Source organism: Vibrio bivalvicida (assembly GCF_001399455.2).
Classification (GTDB): Bacteria; Pseudomonadota; Gammaproteobacteria; order Enterobacterales; family Vibrionaceae; genus Vibrio; species Vibrio bivalvicida.
The window spans coordinates 35,605-55,792 of sequence record NZ_LLEI02000075.1; the positions used below are offsets into that span (position 1 = coordinate 35,605).

Annotated in this window: 17 protein-coding genes; 8 read left to right on the top strand and 9 right to left on the bottom strand. The window is 45.4% G+C overall.

The features are described 5' to 3' along the window. Nucleotides 1–15: 15 nt before the first annotated feature. Nucleotides 16–1,074: a protein YgjJ gene (ygjJ, locus tag APB76_RS19320; RefSeq protein WP_054962411.1), complete on the bottom strand. Its 1,059-nt coding sequence runs from the start codon at nucleotides 1,072–1,074 to the stop codon at nucleotides 16–18. A 285-nt stretch (nucleotides 1,075–1,359) separates the two neighbouring features. Here ygjJ and APB76_RS19325 point away from each other — a divergent pair, with 285 nt between their 5' ends. Beyond that, entirely contained in the window at nucleotides 1,360–2,097 is a 738-nt protein-coding gene (locus APB76_RS19325; protein ID WP_074181734.1) for a helix-turn-helix domain-containing protein, read from the top strand. On the opposite strand, the gene APB76_RS19330 is transcribed toward APB76_RS19325, so the two are convergent. From APB76_RS19330 to APB76_RS19340, 3 genes are all read right to left on the bottom strand, one after another. Next, entirely contained in the window at nucleotides 2,048–2,956 is a 909-nt protein-coding gene (locus APB76_RS19330) for a DMT family transporter (protein WP_054962410.1), read from the bottom strand. The genes APB76_RS19325 and APB76_RS19330 overlap by 50 nt on opposite strands. A 199-nt stretch (nucleotides 2,957–3,155) precedes the next feature. After that, a complete protein-coding gene (locus APB76_RS19335) occupies nucleotides 3,156–3,494 on the bottom strand; it encodes a DUF5329 family protein (RefSeq protein ID WP_054962409.1) in 339 nt (112 codons plus the stop codon). 56 nt (nucleotides 3,495–3,550) lie between these two features. Further along, complete coding sequence (locus tag APB76_RS19340; RefSeq protein ID WP_054962408.1) at nucleotides 3,551–4,567, bottom strand: MBL fold metallo-hydrolase; 1,017 nt, start codon at nucleotides 4,565–4,567, stop codon at nucleotides 3,551–3,553. A 149-nt stretch (nucleotides 4,568–4,716) separates the two neighbouring features. Here APB76_RS19340 and APB76_RS19345 point away from each other — a divergent pair, with 149 nt between their 5' ends. Then, entirely contained in the window at nucleotides 4,717–5,328 is a 612-nt protein-coding gene (locus APB76_RS19345; protein ID WP_054962407.1) for a TetR/AcrR family transcriptional regulator, read from the top strand. Between the two features lie 68 nt (nucleotides 5,329–5,396). Here APB76_RS19345 and APB76_RS19350 read toward each other — a convergent pair whose 3' ends face one another. The 4 genes from APB76_RS19350 to ebgR form a co-directional block, all read right to left on the bottom strand. Continuing rightward, nucleotides 5,397–6,824, bottom strand: coding sequence for an amino acid permease (locus APB76_RS19350; RefSeq protein WP_054962406.1), 1,428 nt, complete (start codon nucleotides 6,822–6,824; stop codon nucleotides 5,397–5,399). 195 nt (nucleotides 6,825–7,019) lie between these two features. Further along, nucleotides 7,020–7,472, bottom strand: a complete 453-nt coding sequence (locus APB76_RS19355) for a beta-galactosidase subunit beta (RefSeq protein ID WP_054962405.1) — start codon at nucleotides 7,470–7,472, stop codon at nucleotides 7,020–7,022. 3 nt (nucleotides 7,473–7,475) lie between these two features. Beyond that, entirely contained in the window at nucleotides 7,476–10,565 is a 3,090-nt protein-coding gene (gene ebgA, locus APB76_RS19360; protein WP_054962404.1) for a beta-galactosidase subunit alpha, read from the bottom strand. A 304-nt stretch (nucleotides 10,566–10,869) separates the two neighbouring features. Further along, nucleotides 10,870–11,856: a transcriptional regulator EbgR gene (gene ebgR / locus APB76_RS19365; RefSeq protein ID WP_054962403.1), complete on the bottom strand. Its 987-nt coding sequence runs from the start codon at nucleotides 11,854–11,856 to the stop codon at nucleotides 10,870–10,872. 349 nt (nucleotides 11,857–12,205) lie between these two features. On the opposite strand from ebgR, the gene galE reads away from it, so the two are divergent. The 4 genes from galE to galM all read left to right on the top strand — a co-directional run bounded on the left by galE (nucleotide 12,206) and on the right by galM (nucleotide 16,812). After that, on the top strand, nucleotides 12,206–13,225 hold the full coding sequence (galE, locus tag APB76_RS19370) for a UDP-glucose 4-epimerase GalE (RefSeq protein WP_054962402.1): 1,020 nt from the start codon (nucleotides 12,206–12,208) through the stop codon (nucleotides 13,223–13,225). A 148-nt stretch (nucleotides 13,226–13,373) separates the two neighbouring features. Next, on the top strand, nucleotides 13,374–14,426 hold the full coding sequence (locus tag APB76_RS19375) for a UDP-glucose--hexose-1-phosphate uridylyltransferase (RefSeq protein WP_054962401.1): 1,053 nt from the start codon (nucleotides 13,374–13,376) through the stop codon (nucleotides 14,424–14,426). Between the two features lie 164 nt (nucleotides 14,427–14,590). Further along, complete coding sequence (galK, locus tag APB76_RS19380; RefSeq protein ID WP_054962400.1) at nucleotides 14,591–15,745, top strand: galactokinase; 1,155 nt, start codon at nucleotides 14,591–14,593, stop codon at nucleotides 15,743–15,745. Between the two features lie 8 nt (nucleotides 15,746–15,753). Beyond that, a complete protein-coding gene (gene galM, locus APB76_RS19385) occupies nucleotides 15,754–16,812 on the top strand; it encodes a galactose-1-epimerase (RefSeq protein WP_054962434.1) in 1,059 nt (352 codons plus the stop codon). A 317-nt stretch (nucleotides 16,813–17,129) separates the two neighbouring features. Here the strand turns inward: galM and APB76_RS19390 are convergent, their stop codons facing one another. Beyond that, nucleotides 17,130–17,474 carry a ribosome recycling factor family protein gene (locus APB76_RS19390; RefSeq protein ID WP_054962399.1) on the bottom strand — a complete coding sequence of 115 codons (345 nt, stop codon included), beginning with the start codon at nucleotides 17,472–17,474 and terminating at the stop codon, nucleotides 17,130–17,132. A gap of 229 nt (nucleotides 17,475–17,703) precedes the next feature. Here APB76_RS19390 and ahpC point away from each other — a divergent pair, with 229 nt between their 5' ends. Both ahpC and ahpF read left to right on the top strand, forming a co-directional pair. Continuing rightward, a complete protein-coding gene (gene ahpC / locus APB76_RS19395) occupies nucleotides 17,704–18,261 on the top strand; it encodes an alkyl hydroperoxide reductase subunit C (protein ID WP_004747884.1) in 558 nt (185 codons plus the stop codon). Nucleotides 18,262–18,532: 271 nt separating this feature from the next. Continuing rightward, a complete protein-coding gene (gene ahpF, locus APB76_RS19400) occupies nucleotides 18,533–20,125 on the top strand; it encodes an alkyl hydroperoxide reductase subunit F (RefSeq protein ID WP_054962398.1) in 1,593 nt (530 codons plus the stop codon). Nucleotides 20,126–20,188 lie beyond the last annotated feature (63 nt).

Genomic DNA, 20,188 nt, shown 5'->3' on the forward strand with positions numbered 1-20,188 from the left:
GAATTAATCCTCGGTTTACCAGTAGAAGTATTGCATTGCGAAAAGTTGAGCGTCCCCAGTAACATTGTCGTTACCAACTGCGAAGCGGCTATCGACGGCTGTTGCCCATACACCGTTGCCGTATTCCCACCAAACACCTGCGTTGATGTAGGATGTGATTTCGTCTTCTGCAGTATCAGATTTGAAGTTTGCGTAGTTATAGGCTGCCGATAGATAGACGCCTGGAGTAGCTTCGTACCAAGTACTGGTCATGAAGCCAGATTCAGTACCGTCAGAAACTTGGTTGCCTTTATCGGTGTCGTGCCATACACGTGCTGCAACATTTTTGTATTCAGCACCCAATAGAAATAGCTCACCGCCATTGTTGTTACGAACTTCAGCACCACCTAAAATAGTGAGGTTTTCTGCGATATCATATTGAATATAACCGTTAACCATTGCGTTCTTGTCGATCCACTGATCAGCAAAGCGGTCGTATTTACCAAAGTTCACCCATGAGTCATCTTCAGAGAAGTCAGACTCAGGTGCCGCTGAAATGCTGTAGCGGAGTTTGCCTTCTATATTTTGGATTTTTGCACCTACAAATAGGTCGCGTGTATTAGATATTACGTAACCGTACTCTACCGTTGCGTCTCCCCACCATTGGATGTCATCCAGAGAAGAGTCCATACGACCAATCATAAATTCTGTGTTGCCATCTGTACGGTAGCCAGCATAGAAGCGGTTAAAACCACCTTCGAAACCTCCCCAGCCGTGACCAGTCGCCCAGGCGTTACCCTCAGAATCCGCTTGAACTGTCCAGCCTTCCATATAAGCCAGACCAAACCAGTTACCATATTCAATCGCTAAACCACCTTCAATATAAGTACCGTCGGCGTAACGGCCTTTGTCGTCACCCTCCAGAGCAACATGACCACCCATTCCCAATTCACCGTAGAAGTCGAAGCTCAGTTCTGGTGAGCTTGCTTGTGGTGGTTGAGTGGTGTTGTGGTTGGCTTCGCTTTCAGTAGCGTGCACGTTAACAGCAGCAAGAATTAACCCGGATAAAATAGTTTTAGTAAAATGTAATTTCATTTTAGTCACTTCTAAATTGTGTAGGAATTTGCTTAGTGAGATTGGTTGACTCTGTTGGGGTGTGCTCTATAGGCGTATGATCAACTTTGCGCACTAGCTGATGATAATTTTATCGATCAATCTAAGTAGCACTAAATGATCTTTAGTTAATGTGTGATGCATGTTTAGTAAAATTTTACTTATTGAGTTTTTTTAGATTTGAACGAGATTAGTGAGATACTTTGACAGGGAACAACTAGTCTTCGAACTGTTAATTAGTGTTGAGTGATACAGAGAACATAGATAATGGTAAAAGTAAACGAGGTTATATTGAGTGGCAAAATAACAGTTCGAGCATATAGCCGCTCATCTAATGGACATAGTCATAGCCATCATCAGGTGTTGCTGCCTTTACGTGGTTATATTGATTTGACCTTAGATGGGCAGGCGGCGACAGTCTCTTATGGCGATTGTGTGGTGATTTTATCCGGTTGCTACCATGAATTTCGTGCTCGTGAGGACTTTCGCTTTTTGGTGATTGATGTCAACGAGCTACCAAGTCCATTACTAGAACTAGAGCATCCGATTCTGGCACTGGATGAAGCAACACATCAGTATCTCAGTTTTATTGAAAAACAGCTTGAGCAAGATATTTCAGGAGAACTGGAAGAGAACATGTTGTCTCTGCTGTTTGAACTATTAGCCCGCCAGTGTTCCAGTAGCAAAATGGATATGAGGATCAAAAACAGTATCCAGTACCTTCATCAAGACATCGCTAAGAGTCATTCTATTGAAGAGCTTGCTAAAGTTGCCTGCTTAAGTGCGACTCAGTTTAAGCACCTATTTAACAAAGAAGTACAGCTCTCTCCACTTAAGTATTTAACTAAGCTACGTATGGAAAAAGCGCGTACCTTGTTAATCAACACCGATATGCCGATTGGCCGGATTGCTGAGGAAGTGGGCTTTAGTAACCCATCTTCCTTTACGCGTAGCTTTAGTGGTCATTTTGGCTTGCCACCGAAAGCTTATCGCGTCCACGAGTAAGTCTCGGCTGACGACGATATAAAACAATGCAAATGGCGACGATAGCCATACCAAGCATAGTCAAAGGTGTTAACGTCGTACCGAACAACAGATGATCAAACAGATAGGTTAGCATGGGGATTGCGTAAAATAGTATGCTGACTTTATCAGAGCTGTCCCGTTTTACCATGTACATCAGCAGTAAGAGTGCCCCGACGGAAACCACTAAACTCATCCACAACACTGAGAAAACAAACTCTGGCTGCCAATCAATATAACCTTCAGTGCTCACACTAAGCGCGAAAAACACAATGCTCGATAAAACACATTGATACCACATAGCTTGAAATGAATTCATTGTCACACAAGCTTGCTTGACGGTTCCCACTGTGAGGGAGAGGAGTGCCAAAACCGAAAACAGTATCCCTATCCATTCAACGTTGTTGAGGCTTTGCGCACCAGCAATGGCAATAGAGAGCCCAGTGAACCCAAAACTAAGTAAGACTAATTTAGTACGACTGACTTTTTGCTTGCAGAGCAATGGTGTAATTAAAGGCTGGATGCCTAAAACCAAAGTCACTAAGCCAGGAGACATACCTGTAGCGATCGCAAGAATATAGAATGCTAGGTATAGCACTTGTAGCAGTAAGCCGACCGACAAGACGATTTTTAGTTCTTCTTTGCTCGGCTTAAGAAATTGAGTATTGAAAAGATACTTGGCGATTAAACATATCACGCTGATACTCGCCAAAGAAATCACCGCACGTATTGCTAGAAAACTCCATTCAGAAGAGAACTGCAATCCAAGTTTTACAATAACCGCACCACTGCTCCACATCACCAGAAATAGGATCGGAGCGAGGGAATCTAACTTTATCATCAGATTTAACCTTATTAATTCGAATGTAGAGAAAGATGCGGTGGCCACCTACATGGGTAGTTACTATAGCTTGGCTAAATCGTAACAACTGATCCCATCGGACGGTTTTCTGTTCCTAGAGGTCGAAGTTGGCGGGCGAAGTTGGTGAAAGGAAGGAAAAGAAAAAGCACCTCACGGGAGCTTAGGGTGTCTATGACATTTATTGAGTGGTGTCACTTTGGGTGAGTTGAAGTAACCACTGCTGACTTGTGATTTGTTGTGTTCCACATTCGACCATATAAGGTTTACCAGTGAACCAACTTTTGGATGCGACTTCGCTAATGAAGGTCTCGATATCTTCGACCTCATCTTGGGCATAATCCCATTTATTTTTAATATGCTCAGCGGCTTCAGTCGGGGTATAGGCCTTTCCGTTTCGATAAAAAGTACAGGATGATTGCTCAATCTTGCTGATTAAACGGTCCACATCATTTTGAATGCTGGCAACTGCAGAAGTTGCCAGCATCGCTAACATTATGACTAGATACAACCGTTTCATCACTTCCCTTAATCCCCGTTTGGCCGCAATCAATACGACCACTAACCCCGTTATTCTTATAGGTTCCACCAAGGTTTGAGTTCTAGTGGCTCGTTGAGTTCAACACGTTGTCCAAACTCAGGACTGACCATGGTGACACCGCGCTCTTCACTAATCTCCATCGCTTGCTGCATAGGCTCGTTCCAATCGTGCATAGCGAGATCAAAGGTGCCGTTGTGAATTGGCATCATCACCTTACCTTTAAGATCAATGTGCGCCTGAACACTTTGCTCAGGGAACATATGGATGTCCGCCCATAAGCTATTGTAAGCTCCGGTTTCTATCATAGTGAAATCAAATGGCCCGTATTTGTCACCAATCTCTTTAAATCCTGAGAAGTAGCCAGAGTCACCACTAAAGAAGACTTTATTCTGCTGACCGTTAATCACCCAGCTTCCCCATAGTGTGCCGTCGCGATCAGTCAGTCCGCGTCCAGAGAAGTGTTGGGTTGGAGTCAGTACATATTCCACGCCATTGTGAACATGTGATTCCCACCAATTAAGCTCAATAATTTTCTCTTCTGGTACATCCCATTCCCTCAGTGTTTGTCCTATTTTTAACGGCACAATAAACACGGCCACTTTCTCTTTCAGCGCTTTGATCGATGCTTTATCTAAGTGATCGTAGTGGTCATGACTGATCAGAACGGTATCAATACTTGGTAGCTTTTGTAGCGAAATAGGTGGTTGATGGAAACGCTTTGGCCCTGCCCATTGTACTGGTGATGCTCGGTCACTAAACACAGGGTCTGTCAGGATTAGCTGCTGATCAATCTTCAGCGCGATACTTGAATGCCCTAGGCGGTATAGAACATCTTGCTGTTCATTAGCGAGTTGCTCTGTGGTAATCGTATGTACGGGTAAATCAAAGCTTGGCGCTGGGTTAAGGCGCTCAGTTGTGAAATAGGCTTTCGCGATCTTTAGGATGTCACCAAAGCCGCTTTTGTATTCAAGCTCGGTGTTGGCAAACTTCTCAGGATATTGCTTACCCGAAGCTTTATCTGAACTAGAACAAGAGATGATTGAGGTGGTCATAATTATCGCTCCTACAGTAGCTAACATTGTGCGTTTCATAGTGACTATCCTAAAGTAAACTATACGGTGTAGTTTACATGCTTTGCTTTTAAAGTAAACTGCTTGGTGTAAAATAGATCTCAGCGCAATGAAGTAGGATCGTTAACTCTATGAAAGTTAGAAAGAAAGGTCGTAGTGAAATAAAACGTGAGGCTATTTTGCTAGCGGCGAAACAAGCTTTTCAGGAATTTGGTGTGCAAAATACCAGTATGGATAAGCTATCTGCCATGGCTGAGGTCTCTAAGCGAACGGTTTATAACCATTTCGAATCTAAAGAAGCGATCGTAATGGAACTACTGGCTGAACTGTGGCGAACTTCAATGGCAGAGCATGAAATCGCAGGGCTTGTTGAACTGACTTTAGAACAGCAGCTTGTTGCTTTACTAGAAAGTGAAATCAATGTTGTGACTGAACCGCACTATGTTGAGCTGGCTAAAGTGGCTTTGAGTTATTTCTTCCACAAGCCCGATGAGCTGAAAGAGCAACAAGAGAAGATGTCTAAACAAGAGACGGCATTGTTTCGTTGGTTGCAAGAGCAGGCAGAGCAGCAGACGCTTGCGATTGATGATGTCGTTGTTGCGAGCACGCAATTGCACAGCTTGGTTAAAGGTAGTGCTTTCTGGCCGCAGGTACTTAGTATGAAGCCATCGCTGACCAAGCAAGAGGCTAGGGTTCTGGCAGAGCAAACTGCTAAGCTGTTTATGAGTCAGTATTGCGCTTAACTTCGTTTAAAAAGCCCATACCAATATGGTATGGGCTTTTACATTGTTAGTGATTTTACAACTAATCGTTATGGTTGTTTGGCGGTCTGTAACTTGACGTTTTTGTTTGCCTGTTTTTTCTCAAAGCGAGAAATCCACCACCACGCAAGGCCAGAGAACACTGCGGTCATAAACACGTTGATGAAGAAGGCACGTACCAAGTCAACGCCAGTTGGGAAGGCAGATGCTGTCATACTTACCACAAAGATAGTGATCAGTACCGAGACCACACCCATACCGAACTTGCGTGAGCCCATTCGGAAATCACGCGGCGTATCATCATGTTTGAGGCGGAAGACGAAGTAAGCCGCCATGATGAAGATTGGTGGAAGCATTGCTGTGCCCGCGGTTAAGTTGATTGCTTGGTTCATCATGTCTTGCACGGATTCTGAACCAAAGCCATTTACAACCAACATCACCACGACGAAGGCAAACTGCCACCAAGCTGCGCGAACTGGCACACCGTGCTCATTAAGCTCAGTGGTTTTCTCACCGTAGACGCCTTTTGGAATCTCTGAGAAGTGGATTTTTACTGGAGCCGCTGTCCACATCATCATAGAGCCAAACATCGCGATAAAGAGAATAATCCCAACAAAGCGGCCAACTACTAAGGTAGAAACCTCGAAGTATTGAGCCATACCTGTAAAGATTTCGACCATACCGCCGGCGTACGTGAGATCTTCGCGAGGGACAAAAACGTTAACCAGTAGTGAGCCAAGCGCATACATGGCACCGATCAGAACACCTGCCATGATGATCACCTTGATAAAGGCTTTCTGACCACCTTTGACATCTTTTAGGTAAGCGGCAGCGGTTTCCGCTCCACCAGCTGCTTGGAAGATCCAACACATAATACCTAGTGTCGCCCAATTGATGGTTGGGCTCATTGCTTCCATTGTAATAGGTTCCGCTGGCGTGTATTCGCTACCACCCAGAGCCATGAGTGCGCCCAATACATAGATAGCAAATAGAGCGAACACTCCGTAAGCGACGATCTCCGAAATTTTACCGAGCCAACTTGCCCCTTTGGTGGAAATATGGGTGGCCGCTGCAAATAGGACGATCGAGATAATCGAGGTCACCATAGGTGAGAAAGTGTACTCGTAGCCAAGCATCGCGTACGAAGCATAAGCGATGACGTTAGGCAGTAGGGATACGAACCAGAATAGGTTTACAAACCAGTACAAGAAAGAGCCTAAGTATGCCGCTTTGGAGCCTAATGGTTTTTTCAGCCAGTCGTACATGCCTGATTCTGAGTTCTTATTCGCTGAAACGAATTCAGCAATAATGAATACGAAAGGGATGAAGTAAACGATGGTTGCAAGTAAGAAAATAGGCGCTGAACTTAAGCCTAATTCAATATTGTTATTTACGATGTTACGGACGTTAAATACCGCCGCAAAGGTCATCGATAGCAGGGCGAACTTGCCAATGGTGCCGCGCATAGATTCAGACATAGAGTCCTCCGATGAATCACGTCAATTCCTTTGGTACTAAAAGTCACACTGCTATTGAGCGTTCTGTCATCCTGCGCGAATAGTATGTTATGCCGCGTTAGAGTCCAGCGCTATGATCGACTTCTGTGACTTTAGTACCTAAGGGTTTGTAGTCGTTATTGTCTGGGCCAGTTGTGTTGACCCTGTATATTGTGTTTATTTATTTAGGAAATAGCCGTCTTCGATGGTGACCTTTAGTACCACCTTACGAACTCGGTTATCTCCCTGAAAACGGTAAGCTTTGTTGTTGTCGAAAATGGTGACTTGGCCTTCTGTGAGCTCGCGTTTATCACCTTGGCCAGAGAAGTATTCTCGATCGGTTTCATCGCGGTACCTGTCGACCAAGTTAAGCTGAGATTTCTCAGCGAACTCTACGGTTTCTGTCCCTTCTAGGTAGTAGTGAACGTCGAAGTAGCGGCGGTTGCCTTCAAAGGTGTCTGTATGATGAGGAACACCATCTTCAATCATGTAAACCAGCGAGTCGCCAATTGAGTGCATGACACCGCTCTTGATATTGGATATGTTCTCAATCGCTTCGATACAGCGGTTCCACTTACGACCATCGCGGTAAATCTCTTTGAATTGTTCTAAGTTCTCTAACACGATCATGGGTTATGCCTCATTTGCTGTAGTTGAAGTAAAGAAACCTTGTTCAAAGCGGTGTTGTGCCATTACTTGAGCGCTGCAGTCACCAGCTTGTAGTGGTACTAAGGTCAGCCCGTAACGGAATTTGTCCATATATACTCGGTACGAATCGAGTACTTCGCTGCCCCAAGAATTAGAGCCAAGCCCCATCAGCTTGTGGTCTAGGTTTAGCGTGATGTAACCGCTTGTTTCTAGCTCAATCGTGTGTTGTGCTTGATGTAAATTTTGATTGGTATAGAACCAAGCACTGAAATTGATCTCTTGTAGCGGCTTCACAAGTAAACCTGTGCCATTGCGATTGGTCAGTGATGCCCAGCGAACGTGCTGACGATTACCGTTGTTTTGCGGGAACGGGTAGTTCTCAAACATGTCAGCTACCGTGCTTTGGTAAACATCAATCATGTTGGCTTGCTTGCTGTCTTGGTAGTTCTCTTCAGGGCCGCGGCCGTAGTATTTCACTTGGTCGAAGTCGCCATTAATGCCAAGGTCTAGGCCGATTACAGGAATAACATGAGGGTAGTCACCGTAACGCTCGCCGCTTAGTTCAATATTCAGTTGGCCTTCGGCATTGACTTGGTAGCGGTACTCACAACGCATGCCGAAATCAAATACTGGTGGCGCAATAATGCTGGTGGTCGTTATCTCTACTTTGCCATTCACTTGCTCAACATTTAGTGTGCGGAAGTGCTCTTGCATGATTTGCAGATGTGCTGGCTCCCACAAACCTTCATGTTCTTGCTTATGGTTGTCGATCATTGGTTTGAAGAAGTTCAGCTTAGGCTGTGACTTGATCAGCTCTTCACCATTGACAATCCAAGAGATCAGCTTGCCGTTTACCTTCGAGAAGTTAAGCGTAAAGTTGTTACCTGAGATTAGGTAATCGAGGCGAGTTTCTTCTAAGTTAAGTGGCGTAGCGTTGTGGTTGCTAAATACAGCCTCTGTCGCTGTGTTTTCTTTTAGCTGGTATTGGTACAGTGCAATGTCGTGGTTCGCTGCGCTGTAAAGCGTGCAAGAATCTTTGCGCACTGTGAAGTTGATGAAGACTTCACGTTCATCAAGCTCAGGAATCGCGATTTCAATTTCACGCTCAGAGTTAGCTGCAAGCTCTTCTACTTTGAACTGAACTGTGCGGAGTGTTTCACCTTCAGCGCGAATATCGGCCGTGATGGTGTAATCATTGAGGTTGGTAAACCAAAGCTTGTTCTCAACAATGAACTTACCGGCTTGCTCGTCAATCGCGCGGATTTTCACTGGCGCAATCACTTGCTTGTACTCTTTCAGACCTGGGCCCGGTGTTTGATCTGGGTAGACTAGACCATCCATACAGAAGTTGTAGTTGTTCGGATAGTCGCCGTAGTCACCACCGTATTTGTAGAAGCTTTCGCCTTTCTCATCGCGCGTAAGAATGCCATGGTCACACCATTCCCAAACGTAGTGACCTTGAATATGGTCGTGCTGGTAGAACACGTTCTGGTATTCGGTTAGACCACCAGGGCCATTGCCCATTGCGTGAGCGTATTCGCAGATGATGCGTGGCTTCTCATGTGGAAACCCACCGAAGTAATTCATTAGCTGAGCGCGTGAGTACATAGTTGAAATTACATCGACTACTTCGGCGTCACGGTCTTCTTCATAGTGCACTAGACGAGTATCATCAATTGCCTTGGTCGCATCGTACATAGAGCGAATGTTACAGCCGTAGCCAGACTCATTACCGAGCGACCACATGATGATCGATGGGTGGTTTTTCTGCGCCTGGATATGACGCTCGGCGCGCTCGACGAAGACGGCCTCCCATGCAGCGTCGTTAGTGATGCGGCTTAGATCGCCAACGTTGGCAAAGCCATGGGCCTCAACATCGGTTTCTGCCATGACGAATAGACCATAAATGTCACACAGTTCGTAGAAGCGAGGATCATTAGGGTAGTGTGCAGTACGCACTGAGTTGATGTTGTGCTGCTTCATCAACACGATATCTTTTTCAACGCGATCCATGCCGACAGCGCGACCTTTTAGATGATCGTTATCGTGGCGGTTTACCCCGTGTAGCATCACATATTGGTTGTTGATGTAGAACAGGCCGTCGCGAACTTTAATGTCGCGGAAGCCAACACGCTGCGGGATCACTTCAAGGGTTTTACCTAGGTTGTCTTTTAACGTTACAACCAGCTGGTAAAGGTATGGATTTTCGGCAGTCCAGTGAGTAGGGCTGTCCATTTCAATCTTAAAGTGAGTCTGCGCTTTGTCGTCGATAGTCAGGTTGCTACATGAGCCTTGTGCAACAACCTGACCTTTATCTATTAGGGCGTAATCAAGGGAATAACCTGAAGCCTGTAGAGTGGTTAAGTTTTCAAGCTCTACTTGGCAAGAAAGGGTCGCGGCAAGGTAATCGTCGGCGAAATCAGTGCGAACTGTCAGGTCTTGGACGTGAACTTGCTCTTTACCAACTAGGTAAACATCGCGGAAGATACCCGCAGTCCACCACATGTCTTGGTCTTCAATATAGGTAGAGTCAGCCCACTGCATCACACGAACCGCAAGAAGGTTATCACCTTGCAGCACAAACTCAGAAATATCGAATTCTGTGGTTAGGCGGCTGCCTTTACTAAACCCGACGTATGCGCCGTTTATATACACTTCAAAGTAAGTTTCGACACCGTCAAACTTGATGATGGTTTGCTTGTTGTTCCAGTTTTCACCCAGAGTAAAAGTACGCTGGTAAGCACCAGTCGGGTTGTCTGATGGGACGAAAGGGACGTCAATTGGGAATGGGAAACCTTCGTCGGTGTATTGAAGATCACCGTGGCCTTCCATTTGCCACATATTAGGGACGGTAATTTGACCCCACTGTTCCATTTTTTGCGAGTAAAACTCTTCAGGAACCAACATTGGGTTAGTGAAAAAATTGAAGTTCCATTGGCCGCTCAACAGCATAAAGTGGCTACTTAGCTCACGTTGGAATGTTTGGGCAGTCTTAACTGAGTCGTATGAGAAGAAGTAAGCACGTGGTGCCATACGATTCTCATGTAGATGAAGGAAGTTTTCCCAGTTGTTCACGTTTATTCTCCCTCGGCTAAAACGATCGAATGATCATGCCGACGTTGTAATGAAATAATTGCTCACTGAGCATCTAGGAAATATATTAGTAAAAGTTTTACTAAAATAAATTAATGAAAACGTTTTACTTTAACTTGATCACGATTTATTGACTGAATTATCTGAAAGCTGTGATCTGATTAAAAGAGTGATTATTAAGCAGTGAAAGTGAGGGAACTAAGGTAAATAGTAGAGTGATTAGAGCGAAAAAGAATAAAAAAGCGCTGAAAATCAGCGCCTTAATTATTGTGTGTAGGAGAGTTAATTAATGCTTTGTCGTATCTCGTAACTTGAGTTTACTTGGGACATAAACTTGTAAGGGTAGGGCGCGGCCGTCACGAGCTTTTTCGAGCAGCAAGTTCACCCCTTGAATGCCCATCATTTCAGAGTGAATTCGAACCGTAGAAAGAGAAGGGAAAGTAAATTTAGCGGTTGGAATATCGTTAACGCTGATAAGTGAAATGTCTTGCGGAATATTAAGACCATGCTCATGAATCGCGCGCAGCACCCCGATAGCAATCGAATCAGAAGCAATAAATAGTGCGTTAGGATAATTCGGCTTAGCGAGCAATTCTTTGGCTAAATCATACCCTGAAGAACTAGTGAAATCGCCGCGATAGATATCATCTAACGACACCACTCCTTTTAACTGGCCATATTCAGCAAACGCTACTTCACGGATATCGGCACTATTTGGTTCATCTTGACCACCGATAAAGCCGATACGTTGATAACCCTGTTCAATAAAGAAGTCGGTGATCTCTTTACTAATTCTTACCAAATCGATGTCGACGGAATCATACTCGGAGTCTGAGTCACTAAAGTCAACGTAACAGATATTTTCCGTGAGTTTCTTTACTTCAGATAAAACCTCAGGGTGGCTACGACCAACCAAAAGAACACCTGTAATTTTACTGCCTTCTAATGAAACTTCATTGTTATAACAATTAGTAAGCTCAATGCCTAGTTTGTCACATTGGGTCTCAATGCCGTGGCGAATCGACAGGTAGTAAGGGTCATTCACTTCTGCTTCTTGCTTGTAGTTGTAGATAGCAAGGAAATGGTGATTGTGCTTTTTCCCAAGTCCCGCACGTTTTGAGCTACTGCTTTTGTATTCTAACTTTTCTGCAATTTCCAGAATGCGGTGCTTGGTTTCTTCTTTGACACTTAGTGTCGGGTCATCGTTCAAGACTCGCGAAACCGTCGCTAAAGAAACGCCTGCCTCAGTTGCAATATCTTTTAGTGTTGCCATGTGTTCTTACATCCCTTTTTGAGCGGGCAATCTAACTATTGGTCTCTATTGTAAACAATCACACTGATGAAGTACTAATTTTTAGTAAAAATTGTTGTTAGCGTTGTCTTGGGTGAAAAGCAGTTAGCGAGGTTTGCAAAAAACCAATAAATACAGGGTTACAAGGCTCTTTAGTCCAAGGATTAAAATCACTTTCTTTTTGCTGCCTTCCCGTTTCTATTGTGCAAATTTGTGGAAACGTTTACACAATGCGAAGACGATCACGGATCTGTGTGCGGTTTGATTGGTAGACTTTTCCCAACATCAAGCATTGAGTATTTAGTGCTCAAGATTATCTGGGGAGCAAAGAGTGAAAGTTTTAGTAACTGGCGGGATGGGATACATCGGCAGCCATACCTGCGTTCAAATGATTGAAGCAGGGATGGAGCCAATTATCGTCGACAATCTATGTAACTCAAAACAACAAGTGTTGAATTGCATTGAGGTGTTAACGGGCAGACCCCCAAAATTCTATTTGGGAGATATCCGTGACGAGGCGTTTCTAGATTCTGTGTTTGCGCAGCATGATATCGATGCAGTTATTCATTTCGCTGGACTCAAAGCGGTCGGTGAATCGGTAACAAAACCCCTCGAGTACTACGATAACAATGTCAACGGCACCTTAGTCTTAGCACGTTGTATGCGTAAAGCTGGCGTGAAAAGTATTGTGTTTAGTTCTTCTGCAACAGTGTATGGCGAGCCGAAAACTGTCCCGATTACTGAAGACTCTCCGACGGGGGCCACAACCAACCCTTATGGCCGCAGCAAATATATGGTCGAGCAGTGTTTGAGTGATCTATTCAGTGCAGAAAACGATTGGAGCATTACCTTACTTCGTTACTTTAATCCGGTCGGCGCGCATCCATCTGGCTCAATGGGAGAAGATCCTCAAGGCATTCCCAACAACCTGATGCCATTTATTGCTCAAGTTGCGGTAGGTCGCCGTGAGTCTCTGTCTGTGTTTGGTAATGATTACCCAACTCCTGATGGTACGGGGGTTCGAGATTATATCCACGTAATGGATCTCGCCGACGGGCATATTTCAGCGCTAAAGGCAGTGGGTGAAAAGGCCGGACTGCATATTTACAACCTAGGCACAGGCAAAGGCTCAAGTGTTTTAGAAATGATCGATGCCTTTGGTAAAGCTTGCGGTGCCCCAATTGCCTATGAAATGTGTCCGCGTCGCCCTGGAGATATTGCCGAATGCTGGGCAAGCACAGATAAAGCGCAGCGAGACCTTGGTTGGAAAGCCATCCGCAGTGTTGATGAAATGACGGCCGATACTTGGAAGTGGCAGTCAAATAACCCTCACGGCTATTCCCCTGCGTAATTGAAGCCGCAGCGTTGTTATCTGCGCTTTCCAATTCCAATCACATAGAAGATCTATGCTCATGGAAATTGGAAAGCTTGCTGCCTAGCTACAACTCCAATTTCATTGGGGAATGCGGAAATATAATTTTAAAAGTTGAGTAACTAAGATGTCGAATGTTGAATTTAACCCAGTAGATCATCCACACCGTCGCTACAACCCGCTTACAGGGCAGTGGATTTTAGTTTCACCACATCGCGCCAAGCGTCCATGGAGTGGGGCTGATGAAACCCCGGCTATTGATGACTTACCAAGCTATGACGGCAAGTGTTTTTTGTGCCCGACTAACGAGCGTATTTCTGGGGATCTAAACCCTGACTACCAAGGCACTTATGTGTTTAATAACGATTTTGCCGCCTTGATGCCGGAATCGCCAGAAGCGCCCGAGTCTGATAATCCACTATTCAAAACTCAGGGCGTACGCGGATTGAGTCGTGTTATCTGTTTTTCCCCTGATCACAGTAAAACTCTGCCAGAACTGCCAGTCGACAATATCCGCGGTGTAATTGATACCTGGAACGAGCAAATCGAAGAGCTAGGTAAAGACTATGTTTGGGTTCAAGCGTTTGAGAACAAAGGTGAGACGATGGGCTGCTCTCAGCCGCATCCGCATGGTCAAATCTGGGCGAATAGCTTCTTACCAAATGAAATCGAACGTAAAGAGCAGAATCTAAAAGCGTACTACCAAGAGCATGGGAGCAACTTGCTGATCGATTACGTGCAAGCGGAACTAAAAGATGGCTCGCGTATTGTGGTCGAGACGGAGCACTGGGTTGCGATCGTGCCTTACTGGGCGGCGTGGCCATTTGAAACCATGCTGCTTCCAAAAACGCATATTCGTCGAATGAGTGAGTTAACGGGTGAGCAGCGTGACGATCTGGCTACTGCGATCAAAAAACTGACTAGCCGTTACGACAACCTATTCCAATGCTCTTTCCCTTACTCTATGGGTTGGCATTACGCTCCTTTCTTTGAACGGGGCACCGATATTGACCATTGGCAACTTCACGCATTGTTCTATCCACCACTGCTGCGCAGCGCAGCAATTCGTAAGTTCATGGTTGGCTACGAAATGTTAGCAGAAAGCCAACGCGACCTAACTGCTGAACAGGCAGCGCAGCGTCTGCGAGATTTGAGCGATATTCACTACAAAGAACAGTAGCCTCGGTCATTTTTCCGATAGTGAATAGATAAAAATTTGAGATTCCTGACATCTCGTCCCTCGATTCTGGAATGACAAACTCAATCATTAGCGAAGTGTCATTCTCGAGAGTGAGGGACGAACGAGTTGGGAATCTAACTAAATATTGAAGCTGAGAATTTACTATGTCTGATCTAATCCAAAACGTAAAAACTTCTTTTCAACAAGCGCTGGGCTATGCACCAAGCCATATTATTCAAGCGCCGGGTCGCGTTAATTTGATCGGTGAGCATACCGACTACAATGATGGTTTTGTTCTGCCATGTGCAATTGACTACCAAACGGTGGTAGCTGCGGCTAAACGTGATGACAACATTGTACGTGTCGTGTCTGTTGATTATGGCAATGACCTTGATGAATTTGATATCACCGAAGAGATTACCTTTCAGCAAGATAAAATGTGGCCGAACTACATCCGTGGTGTGGTGAAGTGTCTTATTGCGCGTGGTTACGAGTTTAGTGGCGCGGATATTTCTGTCAGCGGCAATGTTCCTCAAGGCGCAGGGCTTAGCTCATCAGCAGCGCTTGAAGTGGTGATTGGTCAGACATTTAAGGTGCTTTACAACCTAGAAATTTCTCAGGCTGAGATTGCTCTTAATGGTCAGCAAGCTGAGAATGAATTTGTCGGATGTAATTGCGGCATTATGGATCAGATGATTTCTGCTGAAGGTAAAGAGAGTCACGCAATGCTGCTTGATTGTCGCAGCCTAGAAACACAGGCGGTTTCAATGCCTGAAAATATGTCAGTGGTGATCATCAACTCGAACAAAAAGCGCGGATTGGTGGATAGTGAATACAACACTCGCCGTGAGCAATGTGAAGAAGCGGCGCGCATCTTTGGTGTGAAAGCGTTGCGTGATGTCACTATTGAGCAGTTCAATGCTAAGGCGTCTGAATTAGATGAGTTAGTTGCAAAACGCGCACGCCATGTAATCAGCGAGAACGATAGAACGGTTGAAGCGGCTGAGGCGTTACGCAATCACGATATGCAGCGCATCGGAAAGTTGATGGCACAATCCCACGCCTCTATGCGTGACGACTTTGAAATCACAGTCAAAGAGATCGACACCTTAGTTGAGATCGTTAAACAAGTGATCGGTGAGCAAGGTGGCGTTCGTATGACAGGTGGCGGTTTTGGCGGTTGTATTGTTGCGGTTATGCCACCTGAACTTGTTGAGTCAGTAAAAGCGGCGGTTGCAGCACAGTATCAAGCTGCGACTGGGCTGAAAGAGTCTATCTACGTGTGCCAAGCAAAAAATGGCGCGGGTGTGGTGGAGTAACTTAAATGATGGCTCATCCTCTTTTTGAGAGTATGACTAAGCAGCCTGCCTATGATGGGCAGCCTGCTCAGTTAATCGAATTAACCAATGCTAGAGGGGTTAGCATTGTGTTGATGGACATCGGGGCTACGTGGCTCAGTTGTCGTTTACCTTTGGCGTGCGGGGAGCAGCGTGAAGTCTTGCTTGGTGTAGGGGCTATGGCTGACTTTGAGTGCCAACAAAGTTACATGGGGGTAACAGTTGGTCGCTATGCAAACCGCATTGCCAATGGCCTTTTTGATCTCGAAGGGCAGAATGTTCAATTGGTAACTAACCAAGCTGGTAATTGCTTACATGGTGGCGTCACTGGCTTTGATAAGCTGCGCTGGGAAATTGTTGAGCAAGCAGAACAAAGGGTGACTTTCAGTCTCCAATCTGCAGATGGTGACCAAGGCTTCCCCGGCAATATAAGTGTCTCTGTAACTTATCAGCTCGATGACGAGGGCAACGTCTCGATCGAATACCTTGCTGACACCGACAAAGCGACGCCAATCAATCTGACTAATCACGCCTACTTTAATCTCAATGGCGCGGGCAGCAAGTTAGATGCGCGTCATCATACTCTGAGTGTTTGTTCTGATTACTATTTGCCAACCAACGATGTAGGGATTCCACTTGGCGGGCTTGAAAGTGTTAGCGGTACCGGGTTCGACTTTCGCGTGGCGAAAAGCATCACGCAAGACTTGTTGCAAGATGAACAACAGCAAGCGGCGAAAGGCTATGATCACAGCTATTGGTTTGAGCCAAACCGAGACAGAACATTACCCGTTGCCAGCCTAGTTAGTGAAGACAGCTTAGTGACTATGCGCGTGTTCACCGATAAGCCCGCAATGCAGCTTTATACTGGTAATTGGTTAGCAGGAACCCCTGCGCGCGATGGGGAAGAATATGCAGACTACGCAGGCGTAGCATTGGAGACCCAATTTTTACCTGATTCGCCTAACCATCCCGAATGGCAGCAACCAAGTTGTATTCTCTACCCAGATCAAGAATATAGGTATAAAACCACTTATCAGTTTGCTTTCTAATTTAGCTTCGAAAGCACCACCTACTAGGGTCTGTTGACCTTTTGCGCTGATTTTTGCAGCAGTTTGTGGGGGCTTAATGCAAGGCAGAGGCTTTGAATTGTAGTTGCCCTACCTGATAAGCCGATAACGCAGCAGAAAGGAGCCACAAACGCTGCCCGAAGGGTTCGGCTAAAAGCGTTTTACTCTTTGTTGAGAGGTGTTTTGCTTAGAATGACTAGGCTACAAACCTCTCGCCGCGATTAAAACGCTTTTATCTCGAACAAAATTTAACCTCAAAAGGTCAACAAACCCTAATAACGCCAGTCTGATGACTGGCGTTAAAACCCTTCAAATTCGTCAATCGCGGCTCTTGCTTCAGAGAGAGAACAGCCTGACTGAGTAATGAGCTGATTGACCGTGATATTCGGTGATTCAGCAATGATGGCTGACAGATCAACAGCGGGAGTGGGTAAGGCTTTATCGATCGCTTTTGCTATCCACAATGTGTCTTCCGTAACCAAGTGTTGTTTGAGTTCTCTTAACGCTTGTTCCTCTCCACTCAGCAACCAATGCCGAGAGCGTCGGATACGCTTTACTTGGCAGCTATTAGCGACAATCGCGCTGATAACCTGCGCTTTATCGTTAACGCGGTGAACAAAACTGTTTAACGGAACGGAAATCATGGTGAGTCAATTAAGGGTATTAATAGATGCCACTTTATCGCAACACACCTCAAATCGCCACGCTCTCTACTTCCATGTGGAGTTGATAGATTTTCTCTATCTCGATTGATAGTGATTCCCTATCAGAGCAATAGAAACGTTCAAATTTACCTATCAACCTGGTCAGGGCAATATAACTCCATCGACGCAAGGCAGCGTTCAAACACTAGATTAGAAAGAGAGTAAAATCATGATCAACACACAAATCAAACCATTCTCAGCAACAGCATTTAAAAACGGCGAGTTCGTTGATATCACAGAGCAAGACGTGAAAGGCAAATGGGCAGTATTCTTCTTCTACCCAGCTGATTTTACTTTCGTATGTCCAACTGAGCTTGTAGACCTACAAGAGAAGTACGCTGAACTTCAATCACGTGGTGTAGAAGTTTACTCAGTGTCAACTGATACTCATTTCTCACACAAAGCATGGCACGATACTTCTGACAAGATCGGTACTATCGAATACTTCATGGTAGGTGACCAAACTGGCACTATCACTAACAACTTCAACGTGATGCGTGAAGGTCAAGGTCTTGCTGACCGTGCTACTTTCCTAATCGACCCAGAAGGTACTATCCAAGCAATGGAAATCACTGCTGAAGGTATCGGTCGTGACGCAGAAGACTTACTACGTAAAGTTAAAGCAGCACAGTACGTTGCAGCAAACCCAGGTGAAGTTTGCCCAGCGAAATGGAAAGAAGGTGAAGAGACTCTAGCGCCATCTCTAGACCTAGTAGGTAAAATCTAACCTCATTACCAGGTTTGTACAGGTATGCCTTGCTCTGCTCCTATTGAGCTTGGCATACCGCCTTTAATGATAAAGCCATACCCGAATAGGGTGTGGCTTTTTGCGTTTGATTTTTTGCAGAAAACAATTCTGATGGCGTGGAGTTTTCGATAGGTTTTGCCTACCAAACTAATAGAAACGTTCAAATTTATCTATCTACGACGGCAGGGCAATATAGCTCCATCAGCGCAGTAGAGCGCACCTGAATCACAAATGAATAGTAGGTAATATCATGTTAGACCAAGCGATGAAGCAGCAGCTTAAAGCATACCTAGAAAACTTAAAAACAGACGTTCAGCTTGTATTGAGCCTTGATGAAAGCGAAACAGCAAGCAAGCTCCAAGCACTGGCGGATGATATCGCTTCACTGACAGACAAAATCCAAGTAACGCGTGACGACAACGCAAGCTCACGCAAACCGATTATGCAGGTTGTGAACCAAACACAAGGTACAACGATTGGTTTTGCAGGCTTACCAATGGGTCACGAGTTTACTTCACTTGTTTTGGCTCTTCTCCACAGTGGCGGTCACCCAATCAAGCTAGAAGCGGAAGTGATTGAGCAGATCAAGCAGCTAGACCAAGCACTAAACGTGGAAATCTTTATTTCACTATCATGCCAAAACTGTCCTGAAGTGGTTCAGGCGTTCAACATGATGTCTGCGATTAACCCTTTAATCAAAACAACCATGATTGATGGTGCAGCATTCCAAGATGAAGTGAAATCACGCGATATCATGGCGGTGCCAAGTGTCTTCATCAACGGTGAGTTGTTTGGTCAAGGCCGCATGTCACTGGCTGAAATTCTCAACAAAGTTGATTCTGGTGCAGCAGAGAAAAAAGCAGCCAGCCTAAATGAACAAGCACCATTTGATGTTTTAGTTGTTGGCGGTGGCCCTGCGGGTTCTTCGGCGGCAATCTACGCAGCACGTAAAGGCATTCGCACAGGTGTCGTCGCTGATCGTTTCGGTGGTCAAGTGATGGACACGATGGCGATTGAGAACTTTATCTCAGTCAAAGCAACAACCGGTCCTAAGTTGGTTGCGAGTCTAGAAGAGCACGTTAAAGAATACGGCGTGGAAGTAATGACTGAGCAACGTGCTGCCAACATTATCGATGCAGAGCAGACCGAAGATGGTTACATCCACGTTGAGCTTGAAAGCGGCGCAGTACTAAAAGCTCGCACAGTGATTACCAGTACAGGTGCACGCTGGCGTGAAATGAATGTTCCAGGTGAGCAAGAGTACCGCAACAAAGGGGTTGCTTACTGCCCACACTGTGATGGCCCACTATTTAAAGGCAAGAAAACAGCAGTAATCGGTGGCGGTAACTCAGGGATTGAAGCGGCGATTGATCTAGCAGGTATCGTTGAACATGTTACTGTTCTGGAGTTTGCAGACACCTTACGCGCTGACCAAGTTCTGATCGATAAAGCCAATGCGACAGCTAATATTGAAATCATCAAGATGGCGCAAACCACACAAGTGTTAGGCGACGGCAACCGTGTCACGGGCTTGGAATACCAAGATCGCAACACAGGTGAGATTAAGAGCATCGAACTGGCTGGTATCTTTGTTCAAATTGGTCTAATGCCAAACAGCGAGTGGTTGAAAGGTACTAAGGTTGAGCTCTCACCACGTGGTGAAATAGAGATTGATGCACATGGTGCAACCACGATGAGCGGTGTCTTTGCTGCAGGTGACGTAACCACAGTGCCGTACAAGCAAATCATCATCGCCATGGGTGAGGGGGCAAAAGCAAGCTTAGGCGCGTTCGATTACCTAATTCGCACACCAGCTCCAGCACAGGTTGCTGAAACAGTGTAGAGCATTTATCCCTGTCCATATTCATTTGCAAACATTTTGTCGGTAATTTCGACGCCACTTCCA

Bases quoted from the DNA above. Each gene is read 5' to 3' on its own strand.
- APB76_RS19345 (WP_054962407.1), top strand. From the start codon at position 4,717: ATGAAAGTTAGAAAGAAAGGTCGTAGTGAAATAAAACGTGAGGCTATT.
- APB76_RS19375 (WP_054962401.1), top strand. From the start codon at position 13,374: ATGTCGAATGTTGAATTTAACCCAGTAGATCATCCACACCGTCGCTAC.
- ahpF (WP_054962398.1), top strand. From the start codon at position 18,533: ATGTTAGACCAAGCGATGAAGCAGCAGCTTAAAGCATACCTAGAAAAC.
- galM (WP_054962434.1), top strand. From the start codon at position 15,754: ATGGCTCATCCTCTTTTTGAGAGTATGACTAAGCAGCCTGCCTATGAT.
- APB76_RS19390 (WP_054962399.1), bottom strand. From the start codon at position 17,474: ATGATTTCCGTTCCGTTAAACAGTTTTGTTCACCGCGTTAACGATAAA.
- ebgR (WP_054962403.1), bottom strand. From the start codon at position 11,856: ATGGCAACACTAAAAGATATTGCAACTGAGGCAGGCGTTTCTTTAGCG.
- APB76_RS19350 (WP_054962406.1), bottom strand. From the start codon at position 6,824: ATGTCTGAATCTATGCGCGGCACCATTGGCAAGTTCGCCCTGCTATCG.
- galK (WP_054962400.1), top strand. From the start codon at position 14,591: ATGTCTGATCTAATCCAAAACGTAAAAACTTCTTTTCAACAAGCGCTG.
- ahpC (WP_004747884.1), top strand. From the start codon at position 17,704: ATGATCAACACACAAATCAAACCATTCTCAGCAACAGCATTTAAAAAC.
- APB76_RS19325 (WP_074181734.1), top strand. From the start codon at position 1,360: ATGGTAAAAGTAAACGAGGTTATATTGAGTGGCAAAATAACAGTTCGA.
- APB76_RS19340 (WP_054962408.1), bottom strand. From the start codon at position 4,567: ATGACCACCTCAATCATCTCTTGTTCTAGTTCAGATAAAGCTTCGGGT.
- APB76_RS19335 (WP_054962409.1), bottom strand. From the start codon at position 3,494: ATGAAACGGTTGTATCTAGTCATAATGTTAGCGATGCTGGCAACTTCT.
- APB76_RS19330 (WP_054962410.1), bottom strand. From the start codon at position 2,956: ATGATAAAGTTAGATTCCCTCGCTCCGATCCTATTTCTGGTGATGTGG.
- APB76_RS19355 (WP_054962405.1), bottom strand. From the start codon at position 7,472: ATGATCGTGTTAGAGAACTTAGAACAATTCAAAGAGATTTACCGCGAT.
- ygjJ (WP_054962411.1), bottom strand. From the start codon at position 1,074: ATGAAATTACATTTTACTAAAACTATTTTATCCGGGTTAATTCTTGCT.